22 protein-coding genes and 1 pseudogene are annotated in these 23,947 nt (G+C 70.3%); 10 read left to right on the top strand and 13 right to left on the bottom strand.

What is annotated here, in order from left to right; translation table 11 throughout:
- Positions 1 to 12: 12 nt before the first annotated feature.
- Complete coding sequence (locus tag OMP39_RS10150; protein WP_264891607.1) at positions 13 to 396, bottom strand: COG4315 family predicted lipoprotein; 384 nt, start codon at positions 394 to 396, stop codon at positions 13 to 15.
- Positions 397 to 520: 124 nt separating this feature from the next.
- Here OMP39_RS10150 and otnI point away from each other — a divergent pair, with 124 nt between their 5' ends.
- Both otnI and OMP39_RS10140 read left to right on the top strand, forming a co-directional pair.
- Positions 521 to 1,327, top strand: coding sequence for a 2-oxo-tetronate isomerase (otnI, locus tag OMP39_RS10145; protein ID WP_264891606.1), 807 nt, complete (start codon positions 521 to 523; stop codon positions 1,325 to 1,327).
- Positions 1,328 to 1,391: 64 nt separating this feature from the next.
- Complete coding sequence (locus OMP39_RS10140) at positions 1,392 to 3,089, top strand: phospholipase D family protein (RefSeq protein ID WP_264891605.1); 1,698 nt, start codon at positions 1,392 to 1,394, stop codon at positions 3,087 to 3,089.
- Between the two features lie 54 nt (positions 3,090 to 3,143).
- Here the strand turns inward: OMP39_RS10140 and OMP39_RS10135 are convergent, their stop codons facing one another.
- A complete protein-coding gene (locus OMP39_RS10135; protein WP_280925507.1) occupies positions 3,144 to 4,622 on the bottom strand; it encodes an NAD-dependent succinate-semialdehyde dehydrogenase in 1,479 nt (492 codons plus the stop codon).
- Positions 4,623 to 4,884: 262 nt separating this feature from the next.
- Here OMP39_RS10135 and alaS point away from each other — a divergent pair, with 262 nt between their 5' ends.
- Positions 4,885 to 7,524, top strand: a complete 2,640-nt coding sequence (gene alaS / locus OMP39_RS10130; RefSeq protein ID WP_264891603.1) for an alanine--tRNA ligase — start codon at positions 4,885 to 4,887, stop codon at positions 7,522 to 7,524.
- 39 nt (positions 7,525 to 7,563) lie between these two features.
- On the top strand, positions 7,564 to 8,397 hold the full coding sequence (locus OMP39_RS10125; protein ID WP_264891602.1) for an NMCC_0638 family (lipo)protein: 834 nt from the start codon (positions 7,564 to 7,566) through the stop codon (positions 8,395 to 8,397).
- Between the two features lie 92 nt (positions 8,398 to 8,489).
- On the opposite strand, the gene OMP39_RS10120 is transcribed toward OMP39_RS10125, so the two are convergent.
- The 3 genes from OMP39_RS10120 to OMP39_RS10110 are packed head-to-tail and all read right to left on the bottom strand — an operon-like array spanning position 8,490 to position 11,464.
- Positions 8,490 to 9,488, bottom strand: a complete 999-nt coding sequence (locus OMP39_RS10120) for a cytochrome d ubiquinol oxidase subunit II (protein ID WP_264891601.1) — start codon at positions 9,486 to 9,488, stop codon at positions 8,490 to 8,492.
- A complete protein-coding gene (locus OMP39_RS10115) occupies positions 9,485 to 10,879 on the bottom strand; it encodes a cytochrome ubiquinol oxidase subunit I (protein WP_264891600.1) in 1,395 nt (464 codons plus the stop codon). Before OMP39_RS10115 ends, OMP39_RS10120 begins: the two co-directional genes overlap by 4 nt.
- Positions 10,880 to 10,897: 18 nt before the next feature.
- Entirely contained in the window at positions 10,898 to 11,464 is a 567-nt protein-coding gene (locus OMP39_RS10110; RefSeq protein WP_264891599.1) for a GbsR/MarR family transcriptional regulator, read from the bottom strand.
- 417 nt (positions 11,465 to 11,881) lie between these two features.
- Between OMP39_RS10110 and OMP39_RS10105 the strand changes: the two genes are divergently transcribed.
- The 4 genes from OMP39_RS10105 (at position 11,882) to dut (ending at position 15,456) form a co-directional block, all read left to right on the top strand.
- Positions 11,882 to 12,418, top strand: coding sequence for a TlpA family protein disulfide reductase (locus OMP39_RS10105; protein ID WP_264891598.1), 537 nt, complete (start codon positions 11,882 to 11,884; stop codon positions 12,416 to 12,418).
- Between the two features lie 136 nt (positions 12,419 to 12,554).
- On the top strand, positions 12,555 to 13,694 hold the full coding sequence (locus OMP39_RS10100) for a transglutaminase-like domain-containing protein (protein WP_264891597.1): 1,140 nt from the start codon (positions 12,555 to 12,557) through the stop codon (positions 13,692 to 13,694).
- 59 nt (positions 13,695 to 13,753) lie between these two features.
- A complete protein-coding gene (gene coaBC, locus OMP39_RS10095; protein ID WP_264891596.1) occupies positions 13,754 to 15,004 on the top strand; it encodes a bifunctional phosphopantothenoylcysteine decarboxylase/phosphopantothenate--cysteine ligase CoaBC in 1,251 nt (416 codons plus the stop codon).
- Between the two features lie 2 nt (positions 15,005 to 15,006).
- Entirely contained in the window at positions 15,007 to 15,456 is a 450-nt protein-coding gene (gene dut / locus OMP39_RS10090) for a dUTP diphosphatase (RefSeq protein WP_264891595.1), read from the top strand.
- Between the two features lie 82 nt (positions 15,457 to 15,538).
- Here the strand turns inward: dut and OMP39_RS10085 are convergent, their stop codons facing one another.
- Positions 15,539 to 16,063: an FKBP-type peptidyl-prolyl cis-trans isomerase gene (locus OMP39_RS10085; RefSeq protein ID WP_264891594.1), complete on the bottom strand. Its 525-nt coding sequence runs from the start codon at positions 16,061 to 16,063 to the stop codon at positions 15,539 to 15,541.
- A gap of 26 nt (positions 16,064 to 16,089) precedes the next feature.
- Here OMP39_RS10085 and OMP39_RS10080 point away from each other — a divergent pair, with 26 nt between their 5' ends.
- Positions 16,090 to 17,238 carry a JmjC domain-containing protein gene (locus OMP39_RS10080; protein ID WP_264891593.1) on the top strand — a complete coding sequence of 383 codons (1,149 nt, stop codon included), beginning with the start codon at positions 16,090 to 16,092 and terminating at the stop codon, positions 17,236 to 17,238.
- Positions 17,231 to 17,734, top strand: coding sequence for a hypothetical protein (locus OMP39_RS10075; RefSeq protein WP_264891592.1), 504 nt, complete (start codon positions 17,231 to 17,233; stop codon positions 17,732 to 17,734). Before OMP39_RS10080 ends, OMP39_RS10075 begins: the two co-directional genes overlap by 8 nt.
- A 410-nt stretch (positions 17,735 to 18,144) precedes the next feature.
- On the opposite strand, the gene OMP39_RS10070 is transcribed toward OMP39_RS10075, so the two are convergent.
- From OMP39_RS10070 to OMP39_RS10040, 7 genes and pseudogenes are all read right to left on the bottom strand, one after another.
- Positions 18,145 to 18,915, bottom strand: a complete 771-nt coding sequence (locus OMP39_RS10070; RefSeq protein ID WP_264894530.1) for an MBL fold metallo-hydrolase — start codon at positions 18,913 to 18,915, stop codon at positions 18,145 to 18,147.
- A gap of 19 nt (positions 18,916 to 18,934) precedes the next feature.
- Positions 18,935 to 20,080, bottom strand: a complete 1,146-nt coding sequence (gene bamC, locus OMP39_RS10065) for an outer membrane protein assembly factor BamC (RefSeq protein WP_395142510.1) — start codon at positions 20,078 to 20,080, stop codon at positions 18,935 to 18,937.
- Between the two features lie 73 nt (positions 20,081 to 20,153).
- Positions 20,154 to 21,035: a 4-hydroxy-tetrahydrodipicolinate synthase gene (gene dapA, locus OMP39_RS10060; RefSeq protein ID WP_264891591.1), complete on the bottom strand. Its 882-nt coding sequence runs from the start codon at positions 21,033 to 21,035 to the stop codon at positions 20,154 to 20,156.
- 45 nt (positions 21,036 to 21,080) lie between these two features.
- Positions 21,081 to 21,678: pseudogene (locus tag OMP39_RS10055) on the bottom strand (class I SAM-dependent methyltransferase).
- On the bottom strand, positions 21,675 to 22,496 hold the full coding sequence (locus OMP39_RS10050; RefSeq protein ID WP_264891590.1) for an SDR family oxidoreductase: 822 nt from the start codon (positions 22,494 to 22,496) through the stop codon (positions 21,675 to 21,677). The pseudogene OMP39_RS10055 and the gene OMP39_RS10050 overlap by 4 nt, the downstream one beginning before the upstream one ends.
- 19 nt (positions 22,497 to 22,515) lie before the next feature.
- Positions 22,516 to 22,662, bottom strand: coding sequence for a hypothetical protein (locus tag OMP39_RS10045; RefSeq protein WP_264891589.1), 147 nt, complete (start codon positions 22,660 to 22,662; stop codon positions 22,516 to 22,518).
- A gap of 7 nt (positions 22,663 to 22,669) precedes the next feature.
- Positions 22,670 to 23,896 carry an MFS transporter gene (locus OMP39_RS10040; RefSeq protein WP_264891588.1) on the bottom strand — a complete coding sequence of 409 codons (1,227 nt, stop codon included), beginning with the start codon at positions 23,894 to 23,896 and terminating at the stop codon, positions 22,670 to 22,672.
- Positions 23,897 to 23,947: the final 51 nt, after the last annotated feature.

The following is a 23,947-nucleotide window of genomic DNA, read 5'->3' as shown; positions in this document are numbered from 1 at the left end:
GGCGGGGCGGTGTCAGGGCCGGGCCAGGCGCCACACGCCGTTCACACCATCGCCCGTGCGGTCGCCCGGCTTCTGGTCGCGCACCCACAGGTACAACGGCTTGCCCTTGTACGCCCACTGGCGCGTGCCGTCGTCGCGGACGACGATGGAGTAGGGCTCGCTGGCCTTCGCGTCGGCCGGCGCCGCCAGCGGGGGCCAGTTCGTGGCGCACTGACCGTTGCACACGCTCTTGCCGGCGCCCACCGGGTCGCGGTCGAAGGTGTAGAGCGTCATGCCCGCCCGGTTGACGAGCACGCCGTCGGTGACCTTGACCGGCGGTTCGGCGGAACTCATCGCGGCGCATCCGCCCAGCAGGGTGGCGGCCAGCACGCAGGCACTCAGGGTGGATCTGATCATCAGGCTCTCCTCGGAAATCCAGGGGGACGGCGTGCTGCCATGCACGCGCAAGGCGGTAGACGTGCGCCGAGGCCGTTTTATTCCGCTTCGTATCATCCACCACTCACCCCCGACCCACACGGCCATGCCACGCTTCGCCGCGAACCTGACCTTGCTCTACACCGACCGGCCCTTCCTGGAGCGCTTCGCCGCCGCGGCGGCCGATGGATTCGAGGCCGTCGAATGCCTGTTCCCCTATGACCACCCCCCGCAGGCGATCGCCGAGCGCCTGAGGGAGTGCGGCCTCACCCTGGCCCTCATGAACCTGCCGCCCGGCGACTGGGCGGCCGGTGAGCGGGGGCTCGCCGCGTTGCCGGGGCGGGAGGTCGAGTTCCGGCAAGGGCTCGAGCGCGGGCTCGCCTACGCCCGCGCCACGGGGTGCCGGCGCCTGCACGCCATGGCGGGCGTGGCGCTCCCCGGCGCCCCGAGGAACGAGATGCACCGGACCTTCGTGGAGAACTTGCGCGCCGCCGCCCGGCGCGCCGCCCAGGAGGGCGTGACCCTCACCATCGAGCCGATCAACCTGCGCGACATGCCGGGGTACTTCCTCAACTTCCAACAACAGGCGCACGACGTCGTGGAGGAAGTGGGCGAGCCGGCCCTGGCCGTGCAGATGGATCTCTACCACTGCCAGATCATGGAAGGCGACCTCACCCGACGCCTGGAGCGTCATCTTCCCCGGGTGGCCCACATCCAGATCGCCGGCGTGCCGGACCGCCACGAGCCGGACGCCGGCGAGATCCACTATCCGTGGGTGTTCGAGCTTCTGGACCGGCTGGGATACGACGGCTACGTGGGCTGCGAGTACCGCCCGCGCGGCGAAACGTCGGCCGGGCTGGGGTGGCTGCGGCGCTGGCGCGCACGGGGCGAGCAGGCCGGCGAGGGCGCCTGAGCCCCGGGGCCTTCGGGGCAGGGCGCAGCACAGCCTGCACCGTGCCGGGCGCGGCGTTTGCTCCATGCTGGCCGTGCGATGCGTCTCGTCCTGCGCTGCTCACCCGCCGCCGGCGCCTCCGGGGCGCGCGTGGCGCAGCGCGCTTCTGGCACTGTGGGCCGCCTGGTGGTTGAGCGGCTGCGCCAGCCTGCCCGCGGCCGTGGCGAGCGAGCCCAGCTTCGCCTGGTCGCGGCCGCAGGCCACGCGGCTGGGGCAGGTGGCGGCCGCCTCCAGCCCGCAGCCCCGCTACTCCGGCTTTCGGCTGCTGGTCTCCGGCGAGGAGGCGTTCGCCACGCTGCGCACGCTGATCCGCTCTGCGCAGCGCACGCTGGACCTGCAGTACTACCTGATCCACAACGACGGGTCGACGCGCGCGCTGCTGCAGGACGTGAAGGCCGCCGCGGATCGCGGGGTGCGGGTTCGCTTCCTGCTCGACGACATCCATACCGCCGATGTCGAGGCGGAGCTGCTCGAACTCTCCGCCCATCCGCACATCGACGTGCGCCTGTTCAACCCCTTCCCCGGCGGCCGCTTCTCGATGGTCACGCGCGTGTTCTCTTCGCTGACGGACATCGCTCGCATCAATCAGCGCATGCACAACAAGATGCTCGTCGCCGACAACGCCCTGGCCGTCACCGGAGGCCGCAACCTGGGCGATCCCTACTTCCTGCGCAGTCCGCAGAGCAACTTCCTCGACCTGGACGTGCTCGCCGCCGGGCCGGTGGTGCAGCAGCTTTCCCACGCTTTCGACACCTACTGGAATCACCGGCTCGCCTACCCGGTCGAGTCCCTCGCGCGCAAGGAGGAGGGGCGCGGCAAGGGGCGTGCAGGGCAGGGCGCGGAGGAAGACGGCCTCGAGGCCGACGGCATCCCCGCACCGTCGTCCCCGGCCCCCGGCGTGCACGAGGGCCGGGCGCAAGGCCGCGATACTCCGGCGCCCTCGCTGCTCGCGCCCGCGAAGGAGGGCGGGCAGGCCGCCCCGTCCCGCCTGGAGCGCGAGCTTGCGCGAGGCCGGCTGCAGCTCGACTGGGCCCCGGCGACGCTGCTCGTCGATCAGCCTTCGAAGATCGCCAGCGAAGGCGACCCGGCCTCGACCGAGACGATCGCCGACGACGTGGCGGCACTGCTGCGCAGGAGCGAGCACGAGGCCGTCATCATCTCGCCCTACTACGTGCCCGGCGCGCGCGGCCTGGCACTCGTGCAGGAGCTGCGGGCCAAGGGCGTGCGCGTGAGGGTGCTGACCAACTCCCTGGCCGCCACCGACGCACCGGTGGTGCACATCGGCTACGCCCGCTACCGCCCCGAGCTGGTGCGGCTGGGGGTCGAGCTGCACGAGTTGGAGCCGCGGATCGCCGCACCCCGCACCCGGCACATCGGCTCGTTCGGTTCCTCACGCGCCAGCCTGCACGTGAAGGCCGTCGTCGTGGACCGCCGCCTCCTGCTGGTGGGTTCCATGAACATGGACCCGCGCTCGGAGCGGCTCAACACCGAGATGGGCCTGGTGGTGCGCAGTGCGGCGCTGGCCGATGACCTGGTTCGCCTCTATGACGGTGTGACCGCCGACCACAGCTATCGCGTCGAACTCGACGACGAGGGCCGCGTGCGGTGGGTGAAGGGCACCGGGGCCGCCGCCCAGGTGCATACCAGCGAGCCGCAGGCCAGCGCGTGGCTGCGGCTGATGCTGTGGATGCTGACCCCTTTCGCGCCGGAGGAGATGCTGTGAGCAGGCGTGCGGCGAGGCGGCCCGCTCACGCCTTGCGACCCGGCGCGACCCGCCTCACTTGAGGATGTCGCCCAGGCACAGGTACTTGATCTCCACGTAGTCGTCCATCCCGTGGTGCGAGCCCTCGCGGCCCAGGCCCGACTGCTTGACCCCGCCGAAGGGCACTTCGGCCACCGCGATCAGCCCCGTGTTCACGCCCACCATGCCGTATTCCAGCGCCTCGGCCACGCGGAAGATCCGCCCGATGTCGCGGCTGTAGAAGTAGCTCGCCAGGCCGAACTCCGTCGCGTTGGCCAGCGCGATCACGTCCTCCTCGGTCTTGAAGCGGAAGACGGGCGCGACCGGGCCGAAGGTTTCCTCGCGGGAGCACAGCATCTCGGGCGTGGCGTCCGCCAGCACCGTGGGTTGGAAGAATCGGCCTTCCAGCCGCTGACCGCCGGCCAGCACGCGCGCGCCCTTTTGCACCGCATCCTGCACGTGCCGCTCGACCTTGGCCACGGCCTGGTCGTCGATCAGCGGGCCCTGCACCACGCCCGGCTCGAACCCGTTGCCGACCTTGAGCCCGCGGGTCTTGTCGGCCAGCTTGGCGACGAACGCCTCGTAGATGCCCTCCTGCACATAGAGCCGGTTGGCACACACGCAGGTCTGACCGGCGTTGCGGTACTTGCTGGCGATGGCGCCTTCCACCGCGCTGTCCAGCTCGGCATCGTCGAAGACGATGAAGGGCGCGTTGCCGCCCAGCTCCAGCGAGAGCTTCTTGATCGTCGGCGCACATTGCTGCATCAGGATGCGGCCGACCTCGGTGGAGCCCGTGAACGACAGGTGCCGCACGGTATCGCTGGCGCACATGACCTTGCCGACCTCGATCGAGCGGGCGGCATCGGCCGTCACCACGTTCAGCACGCCGGCCGGAAAGCCCGCGCGCACCGCGAGCTCCGCGGTGGCCAGCGCCGACAGCGGCGTCTGCTCGGCCGGCTTGATGACCACCGGGCACCCGGCTGCGAGCGCCGGCGCGACCTTGCGGGTGATCATCGCGATCGGGAAGTTCCACGGCGTGATGGCCGCGCACACCCCGATCGGCTGCTTGATGACGACGTAGCGCTTGTTGGGGTCGGTGGTCGGGATGGTTTCGCCATAGACCCGCTTGGCCTCCTCGGCAAACCACTCGACGAAGCTCGCGGCATAGGCGACCTCGCCCTTGGCCTCGGCCAGGGGCTTGCCTTGCTCGGCCGTCATGATGCGCGCGAGGTCCTCGGCGTGCTCGCGCAGCAGATGGAACCACTTCATCAGCACCGCGTGGCGCGCCTTGGCCGTCATCGCGCGCCAGGCCGGCCATGCCTCGTCGGCCGCCGCGATGGCGCGCTGCGCATCGGCCGCCCCCAGGTTCGCCACGTTGGCCAGCTTCTGGCCGGTGGCCGGGTCGGTCACGTCGAAGCGGCTGTCGCCGCGCACCCACTCGCCCGCGATCAGCGCGTCCGTCTTGAGCAGGGTGGGGTCCTTCAGCGTGGCAAGGGGAGAAGTCTTCATGTCCATGGCTCGGGCTCGCCCAGGAGGGGTGGTGAAAGGGGGGTGGGAACGGCCTATGTTACGGCCGTGGCTGCGCGGGCGTTGTCACCCTGGCGCCATGCGCCGCCCGCGTGGGCGGCAGGCCGCTGCCTATAATCGAAAACTTCGTCAAATCAAGCATTTACGCCCTGCGAGGCAGCCAAGCGCAGATGCACGGGCCGCCCGCGCGCCGGCGGGAAGACGCCCCGCATCGAGCGCCCGGCCCCCTATGCCGATCGGAAAGCACCGGATGAAAGCCGCCGAGATCCGCCAGACGTTCCTCAAGTTCTTCGAATCCAAGGGCCACACCATCGTCCCGTCGAGCCCGGTGGTGCCCGGCGACGACCCGACGCTCTTGTTCACCAACGCCGGGATGAACCAGTTCAAGGACGTCTTCCTCGGCTTCGACAAGCGGCCCTACACGCGGGCCACCACCGCGCAGAAGTGCATCCGCGCCGGCGGCAAGCACAACGACCTCGAGAACGTGGGCTACACCGCCCGCCACCACACGTTCTTCGAAATGCTCGGCAACTTCAGCTTCGGCGACTACTTCAAGCGCGACGCGCTCAAATACGCCTGGGAGCTCCTGACCGAGCACTTCAAACTGCCCAAGGACAAGCTCTGGGCGACGGTCTATGCCGAGGACGACGAGGCCTACGACATCTGGGTCAAGGAGATCGGCCTGCCCGCCGAGCGCGTCGTGCGCATCGGCGACAACAAGGGCGCGCGCTACGCCTCCGACAACTTCTGGATGATGGGCGACACGGGGCCGTGCGGCCCGTGCTCCGAGATCTTCTACGACCACGGGCCGGAGGTGGCCGGCGGCCCCCCGGGCAGCCCCGACGCCGACGGCGACCGCTACATCGAGATCTGGAACAACGTCTTCATGCAGTTCAACCGCACCGAAGACGGCCAGATGCACCCGCTGCCCAAGCCCAGCGTGGACACCGGCATGGGGCTGGAGCGCATCGCCGCCGTGCTGCAGGGCGTGCACTCCAACTACGAGATCGACCTGTTCGTGAACCTCCTGGCCGCGGCCAAGCAGGCGGTGGACGTGGCCGGTGCCAAGGACTGCGACCCGGCGTCGCCCTCGCTCAAGGTCATCGCCGACCACATCCGGGCCTGCTCGTTCACCGTGGCTGACGGCGTGATCCCCGGCAACGAGGGCCGCGGCTACGTGCTGCGCCGCATCTGCCGCCGCGCGATCCGCCACGGCTACAAGCTCGGCGCGCGCGCGCCGTTCTTCCACCGGTTGGTGCCCGCGCTCGTCAAGGAGATGGGCGAGGCCTACCCCGAGCTGCGCCAGCAGCAAGAGCGCATCACTGACGTGCTCAAGCAGGAGGAGGAGCGCTTCTTCCAGACCATTGCCAACGGCATGGAGATCCTGGAGTCGGCGCTCGCGACGCTGGCTCAGGCGGGCAAGAGCGAGCTCGACGGCGAGACGGCCTTCAAGCTGCACGACACCTACGGCTTCCCGCTGGACTTGACCGCCGACGTCTGCCGCGAGCGCGGCGTGACGGTGGACGCGGCCGGCTTCGACGCCGCCATGGCGCGCCAGCGCGAGCAGGCCCGTGCGGCCGGCAAGTTCAAGATGGCGCAAGGCCTGGAGTACGCTGGCGTGCCCACCACCTTCCATGGCTACGACAAACTGGTGCATGAGCAGTGCCAGGTGGTCGCGGTGTACGTGGACGGCACGGCGGTGCCGTCCGCCCGCGCGGGCGACGACGCCGTGATCGTGCTCGACCACACGCCGTTCTACGCCGAGTCCGGCGGTCAGGTGGGCGACACGGGCGAGCTGCGCAACAACACCAGCCGCTTCCTCGTCGAAGACACGCAGAAGATCCAGGCTGACGTGTACGGCCACCACGGCCGCGTGGTCGAAGGCGAGATCAAGGTGGGCGACACCGTGAGCGCCCGCGTGGATGGCGAGAAGCGCGCCCGCACGGTGCGCAACCACAGCGCCACGCACCTGATGCACAAGGCCCTGCGCGAGGTGCTGGGCCCCCACGTGCAGCAGAAGGGTTCGCTCGTGACGCCCGAGCGCACCCGCTTCGACTTCTCGCACCACGCGCCGCTCACCGCGGAGGAGATCCGCCGCATCGAGGCCCTGGTCAACGCTGAGATCCTGGCCAACGCCGACACACAGGCACGGGTGATGCCCATCGAGGAGGCGCAAAAGCTCGGAGCCATGATGCTGTTTGGCGAGAAGTACGGCGACCAGGTGCGCGTGCTGGACATCGGCACGAGCCGCGAGTTGTGCGGCGGCACGCACGTGCGCCGCACGGGCGACATCGGCCTCTTCAAGATCGTCTCCGAAGGAGGCGTGGCCGCCGGTATCCGCCGTATCGAGGCCGTGACCGGCGACAACGCGCTGGCCTACCTGCAGTCGCTGGAATCGACCGTGCAGCAGACCGCCTCGACCCTCAAGGCCACGCCGGCCGAGCTGCAAAAGCGCGTCTCGCAGGTGCTCGAGCAGGTGCGCTCGCTCGAGAAGGAGGTCGCCACGCTCAAGGCCCGGCTGGCCGCTGCGCAAGGCGACGAGCTGCTGGCCCAGGCGGTGGACGTCAAGGGCCTGAAGGTGCTGGCCGCCACGCTGGACGGCGCCGACGCCAAGGCGCTGCGCGAGACGATGGACAAGCTCAAGGACAAGCTCAAGTCCGCGGCCATCGTGCTCGCGGCGGTGGACGGCGGCAAGGTGCAACTGGCCGCCGGCGTCACGCCCGACGCGACGGCCAAGGTCAAGGCGGGCGAGCTGGTCAACTTCGTCGCCCAGCAGGTGGGCGGCAAGGGCGGCGGCAAGCCCGACATGGCGATGGCCGGTGGCACCGAGCCGGCCAAGCTCGGCCCGGCTCTCGCCTCGGTCCAGGGCTGGGTCGCCGAGCGGCTCTGAGCACGCACGCAAGGCGCCGGGACTGACGTGAGCCGCACCGTGCCTCGTAGGACCCTCCTGCCCGCTCCCCAGCGCCGAGCGCGGGGCTGGTCGGCCGGCGCTCTGACCGCGCTGCTGGCGGGCTGGGGGCTCGTCGCAGGCGCTCAGGAGCCGGCCGTCACCTCGCCCGCCCCGGCGGGCACGGGGGTGGTCACCGCCAGCCCGCTCGGGCCCCTTGGTTCTGCCGCCGGCCGGGCCCCCGCGGCCCCGCCCGCCGCGGCCACGCCGCCCGGCGCATCCACCGATGCGCCATCGACCTCCGGTTCGGCCTCCGGTTCGGCCTCCGGTTCGGCCTCCGGTGTGGGGGCCGGCGCTGCCGCCGCGCCGCTCGCCCACGCGGCCGTGCGCGTCTTCATCGAGGGTTGCGTGCGCCACGAAGGCGCTCTCACGGCCGTCGTCGACTGGGCGCTGACGCAGGGGTTCGAACCCCTGGATGCGAGCGACGAAGGCGCGCGCACCCTGTTGGACGGCGGGTACGGCGCGGTGCTGGCCGCGCGCGCGACGGCCGAGCCCGTCTTGCTCGCCGTCAGCGCCGACGGGCGCTGCACCGTCTGGGCCGAGCGGGCTCCCGGGCCCCTGGTGCATCAGGCGCTGCTCCTTGCCACCTCGCAGCTCGCCGAGCGGGGGCGGCTGCAACTCGTGGTGGATCGCACGGTGGAGCGGGCGGGCGCCTGGCGGCGCCACGTGCAGTGGCGCTACCGCCGCGCGGGCGGCGCCCAGGACTGGGCCCTCGGGGCGGTGACGACGCTGGGCGAGGCCCCGTCCGCCCAGGCCCTGCAACTCGCCCGTCTGCCGGCGGCCCCGGGCTTCGATCCCGACGGTCAGCCGCGCTGAGGGGGCCGCACCGGGCAGAAGCGCCCGCCACCCGTGCCGCTCGTGGTCCGGTCGCCGCGCGGGCCCTACCTGCACAGGATCGGGGCCGAAGATCAGCCGTAGCTCAGCGGGGTCGCCTTGCCCCAGAACACCCGGTAGGCGAAGATGGTGTAGCCGATGATCGCCGGCACCGTGATCGCCGCGCCAATCAGGATGACGACCAGGGAGTTCGTGGCGCTCGCGGCCTCCCACAGGGTCATGCGGTCCATCACGACGTAGGGGTAGAGGCTGTAGGCCAGGCCGAAGAAGCCGAGCACGAACACCGCGATCACGAGCACGAAGGGCACCCAGCACAGCTTGCCGCGGATGCGGGAGGAGTTGAGCAGCGCGCGTACGGCGCCCAGGGCGAGCGCGGTCGTGAGCGGGATGGGCAGCAGCGCGATGAACGCCGGCATGCTGAACCACCGTTCGCGCACGGTCTCGCTCGCCCAGGGCGTGGCCAGCGAGATCATCCCCATGCCCAGCACCACCGGCACCCAGGCCGCCTTGGCCCAGTCGATCGCGCGGCGCTGCAGCTCGCCCTCCGTCTTCAAGATGAGCCAGGTGGCCCCCAGCAACACATAGGCCGCCGGCAGCGCGAGCGCGATCACGGCCGCGAACGCGGTGGGCAGCACGCCTTCGGCGAAGCCGGTGACGTAGCGGCCGAGCATCCACCCCTGCGCCAGCGAAGCCAGCGTCGAGCCGGCGAAGAACGCGTGGTTCCACAACGGCTTGTGCTGCGCCCGTGCCTTGACGCGGAAGTCGAACGCGACCCCCCGCAGGATCAGCCCGACGAGCATCACCGCGGTGGGCAGGTACAAGGCGGTGAGCACGACCCCATGGGCCTTGGGGAACGCGATCAGCAGAATGCCCACGCCCAGCACCAGCCACGTCTCGTTGGCGTCCCAGAACGGCCCGATGGAGGCGACCATCGTGTCCTTCTCCGCATCGCTGGCGCGCAGCATCAGCATGCCCACCCCCAGGTCGTAGCCGTCCAGGACGACGTAGGCCAGCATGGCCAGCCCCATCAGGCCCATGAAGATCACGGGCAGCACGGTCTCGAGCGTCGTCATGCGCGTTCTCCTTGGGATGCGGGCAGCGGGGGGGTCAGGGCGCCGACGGGCGTGCGCGCCTCGTCGGCTCGTTCCTGCGCGACCACCTCCTCGGGCTTCTCCGCCAGGTACTTCAGCACGGCCACGTACGCCAGCGTCAGCACGGCATAGAGCAGCAAGTAGGCGGTGAGCGTCGCCGCGATCATCGGGGAGGGCACGTCGGAGGCGACCTCCGCGGTGCGCAGCAGCCCGAACACGATGTACGGTTGGCGGCCGATCTCCGTGACGTACCAGCCCGCCACGGTGGCCACCCAACCGGAGAACGTCATGCCCGCCAGCGTCCACAGCAGCGGTCGCGGCAAGGCCCCCGCCTCCCAGCGGCGCCTGCGTGCCATCCACCAGCCGACCCAGCTGACGGCCAGCATCAGCAGTCCCACCCCCACCATGAGGCGAAAGGCGAAGAAGATCGGGGCGACCGGGGGGTGCCGACCCTCGAACTCCGACAACCCCTTGATCTCGCCGTCCCACTCGTGGGTGAGGATGAGGCTGCCGGCGCGCGGAATGCCCACCGCATACTCGTTGCGTCGCTCGGCCTCGTTCGGCACCGCGAACAGCAGCAGCGGGGCGCCTCGTTCCGTCTCCCAGATGCCTTCGAGGGCGGCGATCTTCTGCGGCTGGTGCTCGAGCGTGTTGAGGCCGTGCAGGTCGCCCACGAGGATCTGCAAGGGGATCAGAGCCGCGGCGAGCGTGAGCCCCGTGCGCAGCACCACCGGGGTGGCCTGGTGGGCGGCGCCGCGCAAGAGCTGCCAGGCCGCGAGCCCCGCCAGCAGGAACGCCACCGTCAGCCCCGAAGCGATCAGCATGTGCGCAAGCCGATAGGGAAACGAGGGATTGAACACCACCTCGAACCAGGAGCGCACGTGGAACTCGCCGTCCACGATCTCCACCCCGGCGGGGGTCTGCATCCAGGAGTTCAGGCTCAGGATCCAGAAGGCGGACATGGTGGTGCCGAAGGCGACGAGGAAGGTCGCGATCAGGTGCACCCGCTCGGAGACCTTGCCGTGCCCGAAGAGCATCACGCCGAGGAAGGTCGCCTCGAGAAAGAAGGCGGTCAGCACCTCGTAGCCCAGCAGCGGGCCGGCCACGTTGCCTGCCCGTTCCATGAAGCCGGGCCAGTTGGTGCCGAACTGGAAGCTCATCGTGATGCCGGAGACGACCCCCAGCGCGAAGGTGAGCGCGAAGACCTTGGTCCAGAAGCGGTAGGCCGAGAGCCAGGCGTGGGAGCGGGTGCGCAGCCAGCGCCATCGGAAGAACAGCAGGACCCAGCCCAGCGCGATGCTGATGGTCGGGAAGAGGATGTGGAAAGTGATGTTCGCCGCGAACTGGATGCGGGCGAGTAGCAGAGCGTCCATGAGAGTCCTCGTCGGTGGTCACGCGCCGCTCTTGCCGCCCGGCAGGACCTTCATCTTGCCGGTCAGTTCGAGCAGCTTCTGCACCTTGGACCCCATGCGCATCAGCTGCACCAGGGTCTTGGTGTCCATGCGCTGCACGTCGTCGAACCAGGTCGTGATGAGTTCGATCAGGTCGTGCATGCCTTTCATGCGCTCCTGCGCGATGCGGTCCTCCTCGGTGGCCGGTTTGTCCATCAGCGCGCTGCGCAGCATGGACAGCGTCGGCTCGATCTCGCGGCGCCGGCGCTCTTCGGCCAGCGTGCGGAAGATTTCCCATGGCTCGGTCGGCGCCTCGAAGTACTCCCGCCGGTCGCCGGGCAGGTGCTTGAGGCGCACCAGCCTCCAGGCCTGCAGCTCCTTCAGGCCCATGCTCACATTGGAGCGGGAGAACTCGAGCTGCTCGGCGATCTCCTCGGCGTGCAGAGGGCGCGGCGAGACGAAGATGAGCGCGTAGATCTGGCCGACCGTCCGGTTGATGCCCCAACGGCTGCCCATCTCTCCGAAGTGGGACACGAAGCTGCGCACGAGGGGAGACAAGCTGCTCATGAAGGCCTCCGGGGGTGTCAAGGCGGCGGGTTGCGTTCGATCAAGCAATGCTTGAATTTTCAGGATTTTCTGAATCTTTGCAAATTCGGGGTTGATGCCGGCGAAATGCCCCGCGAAACGCCCGCGCTCCGGCAGGCGGGACGGGCAGACGAACGGGCAGACGAACGGGCAGACGAACGGGCAGACGAACGGGCAGGCGAACGGGCAGACGAACGGGCAGACGAACGGGCAGACGAACGGGCAAGCGAACGGGCAGGCGCGTGCCATCGCGGGCGGGTCCAGCGCCGGTCCCGCATCGAGCGAGCGGCTTCCCGGCGATCGCCTCTCGGGGCAAGGGCTCGCCGAGCCCCAGTGCCTCGAGGGTGGGGACGGCCTCGCACCCGTGGGGGCGTCGGCTCTTGTCGATAATCGCCGCCCATGTCGTGCCTTTCCCGTCGCGCCGCGTTGCATCGCTTGTTCTGGGTCAGCCTGGCACTGGGGGCGTCGCCCCGCCCGTCCGCGGCCCGGGCGCTCGTGAAGGCGTGGCCCGCCGGGCGGCCCACGCCCGCGCTCGCGCTGCCCGACCTCCACGGCACCGTGCGCCGCAGCTCCGAGTGGCTGGGCAAGGTGGCGGTGATCAACTTCTGGGCCAGTTGGTGCGAGCCCTGTGCGGCGGAGATGCCCAGCCTGCTGCGCCTGGCCGAGGCGCGCGCCGACCGCGGCGTCGTCGTGGTCGCGGTCAACTACCAGGAGGGGTCGGCCAAGATCCGGACCTTCCTCGAGACCGTGCTCGGAGAGGTCCCCGAGAGCCTGCTCATGCTGCTGGACCGCGACGGAGCGGCCGCGCGCGCGTGGACGCCGCGCGTGTTCCCCAGCACGGTGATCCTCGACCGTCAGGGGCGCGCGCGCTGGCTGGTGGTGGGCGAGATGGACTGGGCGGGCGAGGCGGCCCTGGCGCTCGTCGACCGGCTTTGAGCGGGCGAACGAGGCGCTGGCCGACGCCGCCTGCCGGCCGGTGAGGCCGCCGAGGGTCCGGATGGGCCGCGCGGCACCCGAACAGGGATAATCCCGACCTCCCCGGGCGCGAGCGCGCCCGCGATCGAGTCCACCGATGACATCCAACGCCTCCACGCCCGTTTGCCCATCGCTCGCCCGCCGTCGGGTCTGCGCCTGGCTGGCCGGCACGCCGGTCTTGACCGCGCCGTCCTGGGTCGCCGCCGCGAGCGCCGCACGACGCTTCGAGCCGCGGCCGCTCGCGTGGCGCGAGTTCGAGCTGACCACGCGCGTGGAGGTGCACTCGCACGAGGGGCCGACGAGGGTGTGGCTGCCGGTGCCCTCGATCGACAGCGGCTACCAGCAGTCGCTCGACAGCCGCTGGAGCGGCAACGCCAGCCGCGTGCGCTTGACGAGCGACGCTGCCTACGGCGCGCGCATGTTGGTGGCGGAGTTCGATGCCCACGTCCTGCGACCCACGCTCGAACTCACCTCCCGCGTGCGCACCCGCGACCGCGCGACCGACTGGTCGCGACCGACTCCGGCCCGCCTCGATCCGGCCGCGCAGCGGGCCTGGACGCAGCCGACCGAACTGATGCCGACCGACGGCATCGTGCTCGAAACGGCCCGCGAGGTCACGCGCGGTGCACGCACCGACGTCGAGAAGGTGCGCCGGCTGTACGAGTGGGTCGTGCGCACCACCTACCGCGAGCCGCAGGTTCGCGGCTGCGGCGTGGGCGACATCAAGTCCATGCTCGAGACGGGCAACTTCGGCGGCAAGTGCGGCGACATCAACGCCTTGTTCGTGGGGCTGTGCCGCGCGATCGGCGTGCCGGCGCGCGACGTCTACGGCATCCGGCTGGCGCCCTCGGCATTCGGCTACCGCGAACTGGGCGGCAACCCCGCCAACCTCAATTCGGCGCAGCATTGCCGTGCGGAGGTGTTCCTGCGCGAGTACGGCTGGGTGGCGATGGACCCGGCCGATGTCGGCAAGGTGATGCGCCTGGAGTCGGCCGATTGGATCAAGGACCCGCAGCATCCGCTGGTCGCGCCCGTCTACCGGGGCCTCTTCGGAGGCTGGGAGGGCAACTGGCTCGGCTTCAACATGGCGCACGACGTCGCGCTGCCCGGCTCGCCGGGCCCGCGCCTCGGCTTCTTCATGTACCCTCAAGGCGAAGGGCCCGGCGGGCGCTTCGACCCGCTGGACCCCGACCGCTTCAAGTACACCATCACCGCCCGGGAGATCGGAGCGGCATGATCGCGCCGGCCCTGCTGTCTGCGACCGACCCGAAGCCCCTGCGCTGATTGCGAGCCTCCATGAGCATAGCCGACACCCCCGAGTTGCAAGGCCGCCGCATCGTGCTCGGCCTGTCAGGCGGCATCGCCTGCTACAAGAGCGCCGAGCTCGTGCGTCTGCTGGTCAAGGCCGGCGCGAGCGTGCACGTGGTGATGACCGAGGCCGCACAGCACTTCGTCACGCCCGTCACGTTCCAGGCCTTGTCGGGGCATCCGGTCTACACCGACCAATGGGACGCCCGCGAGCCGAACAACATGGCGCACATCAATCTCACGCGCGGCGCCGACGCCATCGTGATCGCGCCGGCCAGCGCCGATGGCATCGCGAAGCTGGCCCAGGGCCGGGCGGACGATCTGCTCAGCCTGCTGTGTCTGGCGCGCCCCTGGGGGGCGGGCGAAGAGCGCTGCCCGCTGCTCCTGGCACCGGCCATGAACCGGGAGATGTGGGCGCACCCGGCCACGCAGCGCAACGTCGCGCAGGTGCGGGCCGACGGTGCGCTCGTGCTCGGACCGGCGTTGGGCGACCAGGCTTGCGGCGAAGTGGGCGACGGGCGGATGCTCGAGCCCGAGGAACTGCTGGAGGAGATCGTCGCCGCCTTGCGGCCGAAGAGCCTGCTCGGTCGCAAGGTGCTGGTGACGGCCGGCCCCACTTTCGAGGCGATCGATCCCGTTCGTGGCATCACCAACCTCTCCAGCGGCAAGATGGGCTTCGCCATCGCACGGGCCGCGCGCGAAGCCGGCGCCGAGGTGACCCTGGTGGCCGGGCCCGTCGCCCTGGCCACGCCGCGGGGCGTGCGCCGCCTCGATGTGCGCAGTGCGCAGGAGATGCATGACGCGGTGGTGCCGATCGCTGCGCAGTACGACGTCTTCGTCGCCACGGCGGCCGTGGCCGACTGGCGGCCCGCGACGCTGGCCCCGCACAAGATCAAGAAGGACGGCAAGAAGCTGGCCCCCAGCTTCGAGCTGACCGAGAACCCCGACATCCTCGCCACCGTGGCCGCGCTGCCGAAGCCGCCCTACTGCGTGGGTTTCGCGGCCGAAAGCGAGAACCTGCTCGCCCACGCGCGCAGCAAGCTCGAGCGCAAACGCGTGCCGCTCGTGGTGGGCAACCTGGGCCCCGCCACCTTCGGCAAGGACCACAACAGCCTGCTGCTGGTGGATGCACAAGGCCATCGCGAGCTGCCGCCGGGCGGCGGGATGGCCGACAAGCAGACCCTGGCGCGCCTGCTCGTGGCCGAGATCGCGGGCCGGCTGGCCGCTTATCAAGCATGACCATGACCCTCATCGATCTCAAGGTGCTCGACCCCAGGGTGGCGGACTTCCTGCCGGCCTACGCCACACCCGGCAGCGCGGGGCTCGACTTGCGCGCCTGCTTGGACGAACCTGTGGTGCTGCAACCGGGCCAGTCGGCACTGATTCCCACCGGCCTGGCCATGCACATCGCCGACCCGGGGCTCGCCGCCTTGATCCTCCCGCGCTCCGGCCTCGGGCACAAGCACGGCATCGTGCTGGGCAATCTCGTCGGTCTGATCGACTCCGATTACCAGGGGCAGCTCATGGTGAGCTGCTGGAACCGCGGCCACGAGTCGTTCACCGTGCAACCCTTCGAGCGCATCGCGCAGATGGTCATCGTGCCCGTCGTGCAGGCGAGCTTCCGGCGCGTCGAGGAGTTCGGCACCTCGCAGCGCGGCGAGGGCGGTTTCGGCTCGACCGGCAAGCACTGAGCGCGGCGACCGCGGCGAGCGTCTTCCACGCGCTCGCATCGTGCGCGCAGGGAGCCGGCCGCGGGAGGGGAGCGAACCGGGCTCAGTGCACCTGCCCGGGGGGCGGCATCACCGTGTTCATCACCGTGAACACCGGCTCGCTGACCGAGCGCTGCTCGATCTCCTCGGGCGTGGCCGGCCGCACGTCTCGCACCTTGAGCGTCAGGCGCAGCGCGATGCCGGCCAGCGGGTGGTTGCCGTCGAGCACCACGTGGCTGTCGTAGACCTCCGTGACGGTGTAGATGCGATCGGTCGGCATGCCGGGCGTCGTCGTTCCCTCGGGAGGCCCGTCGAACTGCATGCCGGGCTCGATCTGCTCGGGGAACAGGTGGCGTTCCTCGAAGAAGACCAGCGAGGAGTCGTAGTCGCCGAAGGCCTGGTCCGGCTCGAGCTGCACCTGCGTCTCGAATCCGGTTTCCTGTCCCTCGAGCACTTCCTCGACCTTGGCGAGCAGGTCGTCTCCTCCGTAGAAGAACTCCACCGGATCGCTCAGCTCGTCGATCAGGTTGCCCAGGGTGTCTTCGAGTCGCCAGGTGAGACTGACGACGCAGGGAGCGGATATCAGCATCGGCCAATGATCGCACAATGGCGGGCATGGACATCGACCAAAAGCTCTCACTGCTCGGGGGGCTCAGCCCTGCTCAGTTCATGCGCCGCCACTGGCACAAAAAGCCCTTGCTCGTTCGCCAGGCGGTCCCTGGCATCCAGCCCTTGCTGACGCGCACGCAACTGCTGGCCTTGGCCGGCGAAGAGGGTGTCGAGTCGCGCCTCGTCGTGCGCCAGGGCCGCGAGTGGCAACTGCGGCAGGGGCCTTTGCCCCGCCGGGCGCTTCCCCCGATCACCCAAAGCGGTTGGACGGTGCTGCTGCAAGGCATGGATCTGCACGACGAATCGGTGCACCGGCTCATGCAGTCGTTCCGGTTCGTGCCCGATGCACGACTGGACGACCTGATGATCTCCTACGCCACCGACGGGGGCGGCGTGGGCCCGCATTTCGACTCCTACGACGTGTTCCTGCTGCAGGTCCACGGGCAGCGGCGCTGGCGCATCGGGCGCATGGCCCATGCCGAGTTGGAGGAGGGCGTGCCGCTCAAGATCCTCAAGCACTTCGAGCCCGAGGAGGAGTACGTCCTCGAGCCGGGCGACATGCTGTACCTGCCGCCGCGCTGGGCGCACGATGGCGTGGCGGTGGGCGAGTGCATGACCTATTCGATCGGGTTTCGCGCCCCTCGCCGCAGCGAACTCGTCCGCGAGGTCGTGGCTCGCATGATCGAGGCCTACGAGGAGGAACTCGACGAGGACCGCGATCCGCTGTACCGGGACCCTTCACAGCCGGCCACCGAGATGCCGGGCGAGGTGCCGGCGGCATTGCATGAGTTCGCGCGCCGGGCGATCGATGCGGTGCTCGCCGACGAACGCGCACTGGCGCGCGCCCTGGGCGAGTACCTGAGCGAGCCCAAGTGCCACGTGGCTTTCGAGATCGCGGAGGCGGACGACGTGCGCGCGGGCGTGCGCCTGGACCGGCGCAGCCGCATGCTCTACGACGACGCCCATGTGTTCATCAACGGGGCATCGTATCGGGCCACTGGACGCGACGCGGCCCTGATGCGCAGGCTGGCCGACCAGCGCCAGCTGGAGGCGGCAGATGTCGCTCGCTTGAGCCCGGAGGCGTGCGAGTTGCTCCAGCAGTGGGCGGACGACGGTTGGGTGCACCCCCGGAGTGCGGAGGTCGACGATGACTGACGAGGCGGACGCGGGCGGCCTGCATCCCGGCCCGATCGCCGGGCGGCCCGCCTTCCAGCAGGCACTGCGCGAGGCCTTCGCCCACGCGGCGGCGGCCGGTGCTCGCGAGCTGTGGTGCTGCGACGTGGACTACGCGCAATGGCCCCTGGGCGAGCGCGCCGTGGTCGAGGCGCTGCAGGCCTGGGCCTACGGTCACCGCCGGCTGGTGATGCTGGCCTCCCGCTTCGACGAGGTGCCTCGGCAGCATGCCCGTTGGGTGGCCTGGAGGCGGACTTGGAGCCATGCCGTCGTCTGCCGGGCCCTGCCCGAGCTCAAGCCCGACGACATTCCCTGCCTCTGGTGGGGCGGGGACGTGCAGTTGCGGCTCTTCGATACACAGCGGTACCGGGGTGCAGTGGAGACCCAGGCATCGGATTTGCTGCAAAGCCGGGAGATGCTGGGCGAACTGTGGCTGCGGAGCATCGACGCCTTCCCGGCCACCACCTTGGGACTATGAATTCTGGTTTTCCCGGATCTATAATTTCCGGCTGGGCAAGGAAATGCTCACGCGTTCCAAGTCTTGGTTGGGACTCAGCGCTCAGGAGGAGTTCCGACGATTACCGGTAATTGGTCGAACTTTTCGAGGAAATAAGGAATGAAAAAGTCGCTTCTGTTGGCTTCCGTGATCGCTGCCCTGGCGCTGGCCGCTTGCGGCAAGAAGGAAGAGCCGGCTCCCGCTCCGGCCCCCGCTGCTGAGGCCCCCGCCCCGGCGCCCGCTCCGGTGGCTTCTGCCCCGGCCGACGCTGCTTCGGCTCCGGCTGACGCTGCTTCTGCTGCTGCCCCGGCTGCTTCCGCCGCGTCGCAGTAATCCCCGTCAGAATCGACGAGAAAAGCCGCTCGACACCGAGCGGCTTTTTGTTTCGCGGCTCAGACTTCGAGCCAGCCGAATCCGCGCGACGCGTCTGCGACCACGATGTCGTCAGGCTCGGCCCCGAGTGCCGCGGCGAGCGCTGCGGCAGCCAGGGCCGGGCGGTTGTTCTCCTCGCTCAAGTGAGCCGCCACGACATGCCGCAGACGGCCGTGACGGCAGCTTCGCAGGATCTCGTGCGCCGTCTCGTTGGACAAGTGGCCGTGCGGGCCCGCGATGCGCGTTTTCAGGAAGGCGGGATAGCGCGAGCGCCGCAAGAGCTCCGGGTCGTGGTTGCACTCCAGGATCAAGGCTTCGCAGCCGGCGAGTTGCTGGAGCAGATGAGGCGTGTGCGTGCCGGCGTCCGTCAACACCCCGAGCCGCGCGCGACCGTCGCTGCACACGAGCTGCAGCGGCTCGCGGGCGTCGTGGGGCACGGTGTATGGCAGCAGGTGCAGGTCCCCGAGGGCGATGGCTTCGCCGTCTCGGGCGGGGTGCCAATGCGGCCCCAGGTCTTCGCGGCATGCCAGCCACGTTCCCTGGCTGGCCCACACTGGGAGTCGGTGCCGGCGCGCGAGTGCTGCCGCGGCGCCGACATGGTCGCTGTGCTCATGGGTGACGAAGACCGCGTCGAGGTCTCCTGCGGCCAACCCGAGCAGCGCGAGCCGCGCGTCGAGCTCGCGCAACGACAGCCCGCAGTCGATCAGAAGCCGCGTGACCGTCGTGCCGCTGCGCGCCTCGACCAGCGTGGCGTTGCCGGAGCTGCCGCTGCCCAGACTGCAAAAGCGCAGCATCGGCGCGGCCCGCCCGTCACTTCAGATCGTCTGCCAACAGCTGGAGGATGCGCTCGCCGTTGCCGCTGCGGTCCGGCGCGCCTTGGGCGTCCAGCACCGAGACCAGCGTGCGCTCGCCTTCGCTGCGCACCGCGATGCGGTAGCGGCTGGGCGCAGGCGCGTTGCGGTCGGACGAACCGAACCAGCGGCTCAACAGCCCGGGCTCGCGGCGGTCCTTGCTCGCATCCGGCGCGACATAGCGCACGTAGTAGGTGCCTTGCCCGCGATCGCGGTCTTCGACGGTGAAGCCGCTGCGGTCCAGCGAGAGCCCGACGCGCCGCCAGGCGCGGTCGAACCCTTCGTCGAGCTGCACGGCACGGCCGCCGGCGACCTCGACGACCCGTGCCTTGGCGGGTGCGCTCGGGGCGTTTGCGACCGCTGCGCGCGCTTCCTCAGGCTTGGCGCCGAGCTTGACCATCAGGCGCGAGAGCATGTCGGCCTCGAGTTGCGGGTCGGGCTTGCGGGGCTGCCAGCGGGTCTGGTCCTGCTGCTGGTTGGTGTAGACCTCTTCCATCCCGCGGTGGCTGATGTAGATCTCGGTGCCGGCGGGCGTGCGCTCGACGCGGGTACGGAAGCGGTCGAGCTCACCGGTGGAGTAGAACGACTCCAGCACGCGGCCCAGCGTGCGGCGGATGATGTCCATCGGCAACTTGGCGCGGTTCTCGGCCCAGTCCGTCTCCATCACGCCCGTTTGCGGCGAGTCGGTGGTGAGGTTGAATCCCAGCTCTTGCCAGAAGGCGCGCAGTTGCGGCCACACCTGCTCGGGCGTCTGCGAGGTCACGAGCCAACGCTCGTCGCCCGCGCGCACGATGCGCACATCGCCGATCGACGAGGGCGCCACCGTGCTCGCGCCGCTGGTGCCCCGCGGGGCGCTCGCCTGCGCGCGCTCCAGTTCGGCCGCGCTCACGCTGCCGCCGCCAGGCACCTGGTAGCGCGCATCGCGCTGCAGTTGGGTGAGGTCCGGCGGCACTTCCAGCCGTGCGGACTTCGATCCGCCGCTGCGGTAGTCCACCCGGTCGCCTTCCATCAGCGAGTTCAGCGAGGAGCAGCCGGTGAGGGCCGCCGCCACGAGGGTCGCCAGCGCAGTGCGTCGCACGAGGAGCGGTTGCCGAGACAGGGGCACGTTCACAGAAAGGTTCTCCGGCACGGGATCGGGTCGAGGTGGGCGGCGCCCGTCGCGGGCACCGGCAGGCGCGTCACAGCAGCTCGGCCTCGCGCAGGGCTTGTTCCAGCGCGGCGTGGTGCGCGGCGGACAGCGGCACCAGCGGCAGGCGCAGTGCCGGGCCGGCCTTGCCCATGCGGGCCAGGGCCCACTTGACGGGGATGGGGTTGGGCTCGACGAAGAGCAGCTTGTGCAGCGCCAGCAGCTTCATGTGGATCTGAACGGCGCGCTTGGCGTCCCCGGCGATGGCCGCCATGCACAGCTCGTGCATCGCCCTGGGGGCGACGTTGGCGGTGACGCTCACGTTGCCGTGGCCGCCGAGCAGCATCAGCGCGATGGCGGTCGGGTCGTCGCCGGAGTAGACCGAGAAGTGCTTGGGCACCTGCTTGATGAGCCAGGCGGCACGGTCGATGTTGCCGGTGGCCTCCTTGATGCCCACGATACCGGGCACTTCGGCCAGCCGCAGCACCGTCTCGTGCTGCATGTCGGCCACGGTGCGGCCGGGCACGTTGTACAGGATCATCGGGATGTCCACGGCCTGCGCAATGGCGCGGAAGTGCCGGTAGATCCCTTCCTGCGTGGGCTTGTTGTAATAGGGCACGACCTGCAGCGTGCAGTCGGCGCCGACCTGCTTGGCGTACTTCGACAGCTCGATGGCTTCGCGCGTGGAGTTGGCGCCCGCGCCGGCCATGATCGGTACACGACCCTTCGCGTGCTCGACGGCCACGCGAATGATCTCGGCCTGCTCCTCGACGGTCACGGTCGGTGACTCGCCCGTGGTGCCGACGACGCCGATGCAATCCGTGCCCTCGGCGATGTGCCAGTCGATCAGGCGGCGCAGGGTGTCGTAGTCCACGCTGCCGTCTTCGTGCATCGGCGTGATCAGCGCGACGATGCTGCCAACAATCGGTCTCATGCGTCTGGTTTCCTCGGAATCTGGCGATTGTGCCACGCGGGGCGGCTAGGGCACGGGCTCCAGCGGGTAGCGGGGGGCGCAGGCTGCGGCGCGCTCGCGCACGGCGGCGACGCGCTGCACGTAGCGCGCGGGCTCGTCCAGGAAGCCGTCCTCATAGGCCACCACACGCAGTTCGCCCCGCATAGGCCACCACACGCAGTTCGCCCCGCACGGCGTCGAGCAGTTCGCCCGGGCGCAGCAGGAAGTGGGGGTTCGACGGCCGCCCGACGGTCTCCTGGCCGGTCGCGAAGGTTTCGTACAGCAGCACGCCGCCCGGCGCCACCGCCTCCACGATGCGCGGCAGCAGCGGGCGCCACAGGTAGTGGGTGACGACGACCGCATCGAAGCGCCGGCCCTCGAACGGCCACGGGCCGGATTCGATGTCGGCGACGAGGATCTCGGCGATCTCGCGCAGGCCCTCGACGGCCCCGGCGTCGCGGTCCACCCCGGTGACGCGGGCACCGCGCGAGGCGAACCAGCGCACGTGGCGGCCGCTGCCGCAGGCCACGTCGAGCACCGTCGCGGTGGCTGGCACCAGATGCGACCAGCGCCGGATCCAGGGCGACGGGTGAGACACCCCGGGGTGAGCCGCGGCGGCGCTCATCGCCGGGCCTTCGAGGGCGGCGCGGCGTCGCGGTTGAGCGCGGCCAGCGCCATGCGGTCCACCACCCGAGGGGCCACGAGCTTGAGCCAGCGGCCGAGCTTGCCCTTGGTCGTCATCACCACCTCGCGCCGGCGCTGCTCGACGCCGTCGAGGATCAGGCGGGCGCAGGCGGCCGGGCTCATCGCGCCGCGTTCATCGAGGCCGCTGCGGCCGGCGGGCTCGCCGGCGGCGTTGAACCCGCGGTAGCGGATCCCGGTGGCGACGACGCCCGGGTAGGCCAGCGTGACCGACACGCCGTGCGGGATCAGCTCGACCCGCAAGGACTCGAAGAAGCCGTTCATCGCGAACTTGGTCGCGCTGTACGCCGTGCGGCCCGGCACGCCGACGAGGCCGGCCAGGCTGCTCACGGCGGCGATCCGGCCGCGGCTCGCCTGCAGATGGGGCAAGGCGGCGTGGGTGCACCAGACCGCGCCCCAGAAGTTGATGCGCATGAGCGTTTCGTACCAGCCGAGGTCGCGCACCTCCTCGAAAGGCGCATGGGCCGACATGCCCGCGTTGTTGATGAGCACGTCGAGCCGGCCGAAAGCGTCGACGGCAGCGTCGACGAGGGCGCGGCAGTCGTCTTGGCGCGAGACGTCGGTGGGTTGCACGAGCGCCTGCGCACCGCAGGCGCGGCAGTCGGCCGCCACCGCCTCGAGCTTGTCGGCGCTGCGCGCGGCCAGCACCAGGGCCACGCCGGCTTGCTCGCGGCGCGCCAGTTGCCGGGCCATCTCGGCCCCGATCCCGTCCGAGGCTCCCGTGAGGACGACGACTTTCATGCCAGAGGCGCCGCGCCGTTCAAAAGCAGCTCCAGAGCTGGTTGGCCAGGCTCATCATGAGCCCGGGACGCAGGTAGGCGAGGAACACCGCGGTCAACCCCGCGGCCGCCGCAACCCAGGCGACGCCGCGCAGCCAGCGCGAGGGCGGAATCCGGCGCGTGTCCATCCCCGCATCATGCCGCAGCCGGGGCCGGCCGGGCGATGGCGCTTTCCCGCACCGGCAGGTTCACCAGCCCGGCGAACACGCCCAGCGCGACTGCGATCCACCACACCACGTCGTAGGTGCCGGTCGCGTCGTACAGCTTGCCGCCGAGCCACACGCCCAGGAACGAGCCGATCTGGTGCGAGAAGAACACGAAGCCCCCCAGCATCGACAGGTACTGCACGCCGAAGATCTGCGCCACCACCGCATTGGTCGGCGGCACGGTCGACAGCCACAGCAGCCCCATGACCGACGAGAACACATAGACGCTCATCGGCGTGAGCGGCACGCTGAGGAACACGACGATCGCCACCGAGCGCAGGAAGTAGATGGCCGAGAGGATGTAGCGCTTGGGCATGCGCTGGCCCAGCGCACCCGCGGCATAGGTGCCGATCACGTTGAACAGGCCGATCAGCGCGAGCGCATAGGTGGCCACCTGCGGGGACATGCCGTGGTCCTTCAGGTAGCTGGGCATGTGCACGCCGATGAACACGACCTGGAACCCGCACACGAAGTAGCCGGCCATCAGCAACTGGAAGCTCGGGTAGCCGAAGGCCTCGCGCAGGGCCTGGCCGATGCTCTGATGGCCCGCCGCCGCGCGCGTGCTCTGCGGCTCTTTGAGGCCGAGGCCCAGCGGGGCGATGGCCAGCGCCAGGCAGCCGAGGATGAACAACGCCTGCTGCCAGCCGAAGCTGCCGATCAGCCAGTTTTCCACGGGCACCATCAGGAACTGGCCGAACGAGCCGGCGGCGGCCGTCACCCCCATGGCCCAGGAGCGCTGCTCCGGTGCGACATTGCGGCCGATCACGCCATAGACGATCGCGTAGGTGGTGCCCGATTGCGCCAGGCCCAGCATCAGCCCCGCGCTGCCGGTGAAGGCGAGCCCCGAGGTGGCCAGGCCCATCAGCACCAGCCCGGCCGCGTAGAGCAGCGCGCCGACGACCAGCACGCGGAAGGCGCCGAAGCGGTCGGCCAGCATCCCGGCGAACGGGCCCGCGGCGCCCCACATCAGGTTCTGCACCGCGATGGCGAAGGCGAAGGTCTCGCGCGTCCAGCCGCGGTCCATCGTGATCGGTTGCAGCCACAGACCGAAGCCGTGGCGTATGCCCATGGACAGCGTGACGATCAGGGCGCCGCACAAGACCACCTGGGTCATCGACAGGCGCGCGGCAGGGGTGGGGGAGACTGTGGACTGCATCCGGCGCACTGTAGCCAAAAGTGGCGCGCGCTGCAGGAGGCCGCCCGGGCG

It is taken from the genome of Schlegelella aquatica, assembly GCF_026013905.1.
In the GTDB taxonomy this organism is placed as follows: Bacteria; Pseudomonadota; Gammaproteobacteria; order Burkholderiales; family Burkholderiaceae_C; genus Caldimonas; species Caldimonas aquatica.
Note: the sequence above shows the minus strand (reverse complement) of the source record. Positions and strands in the feature narration are given on the sequence as shown.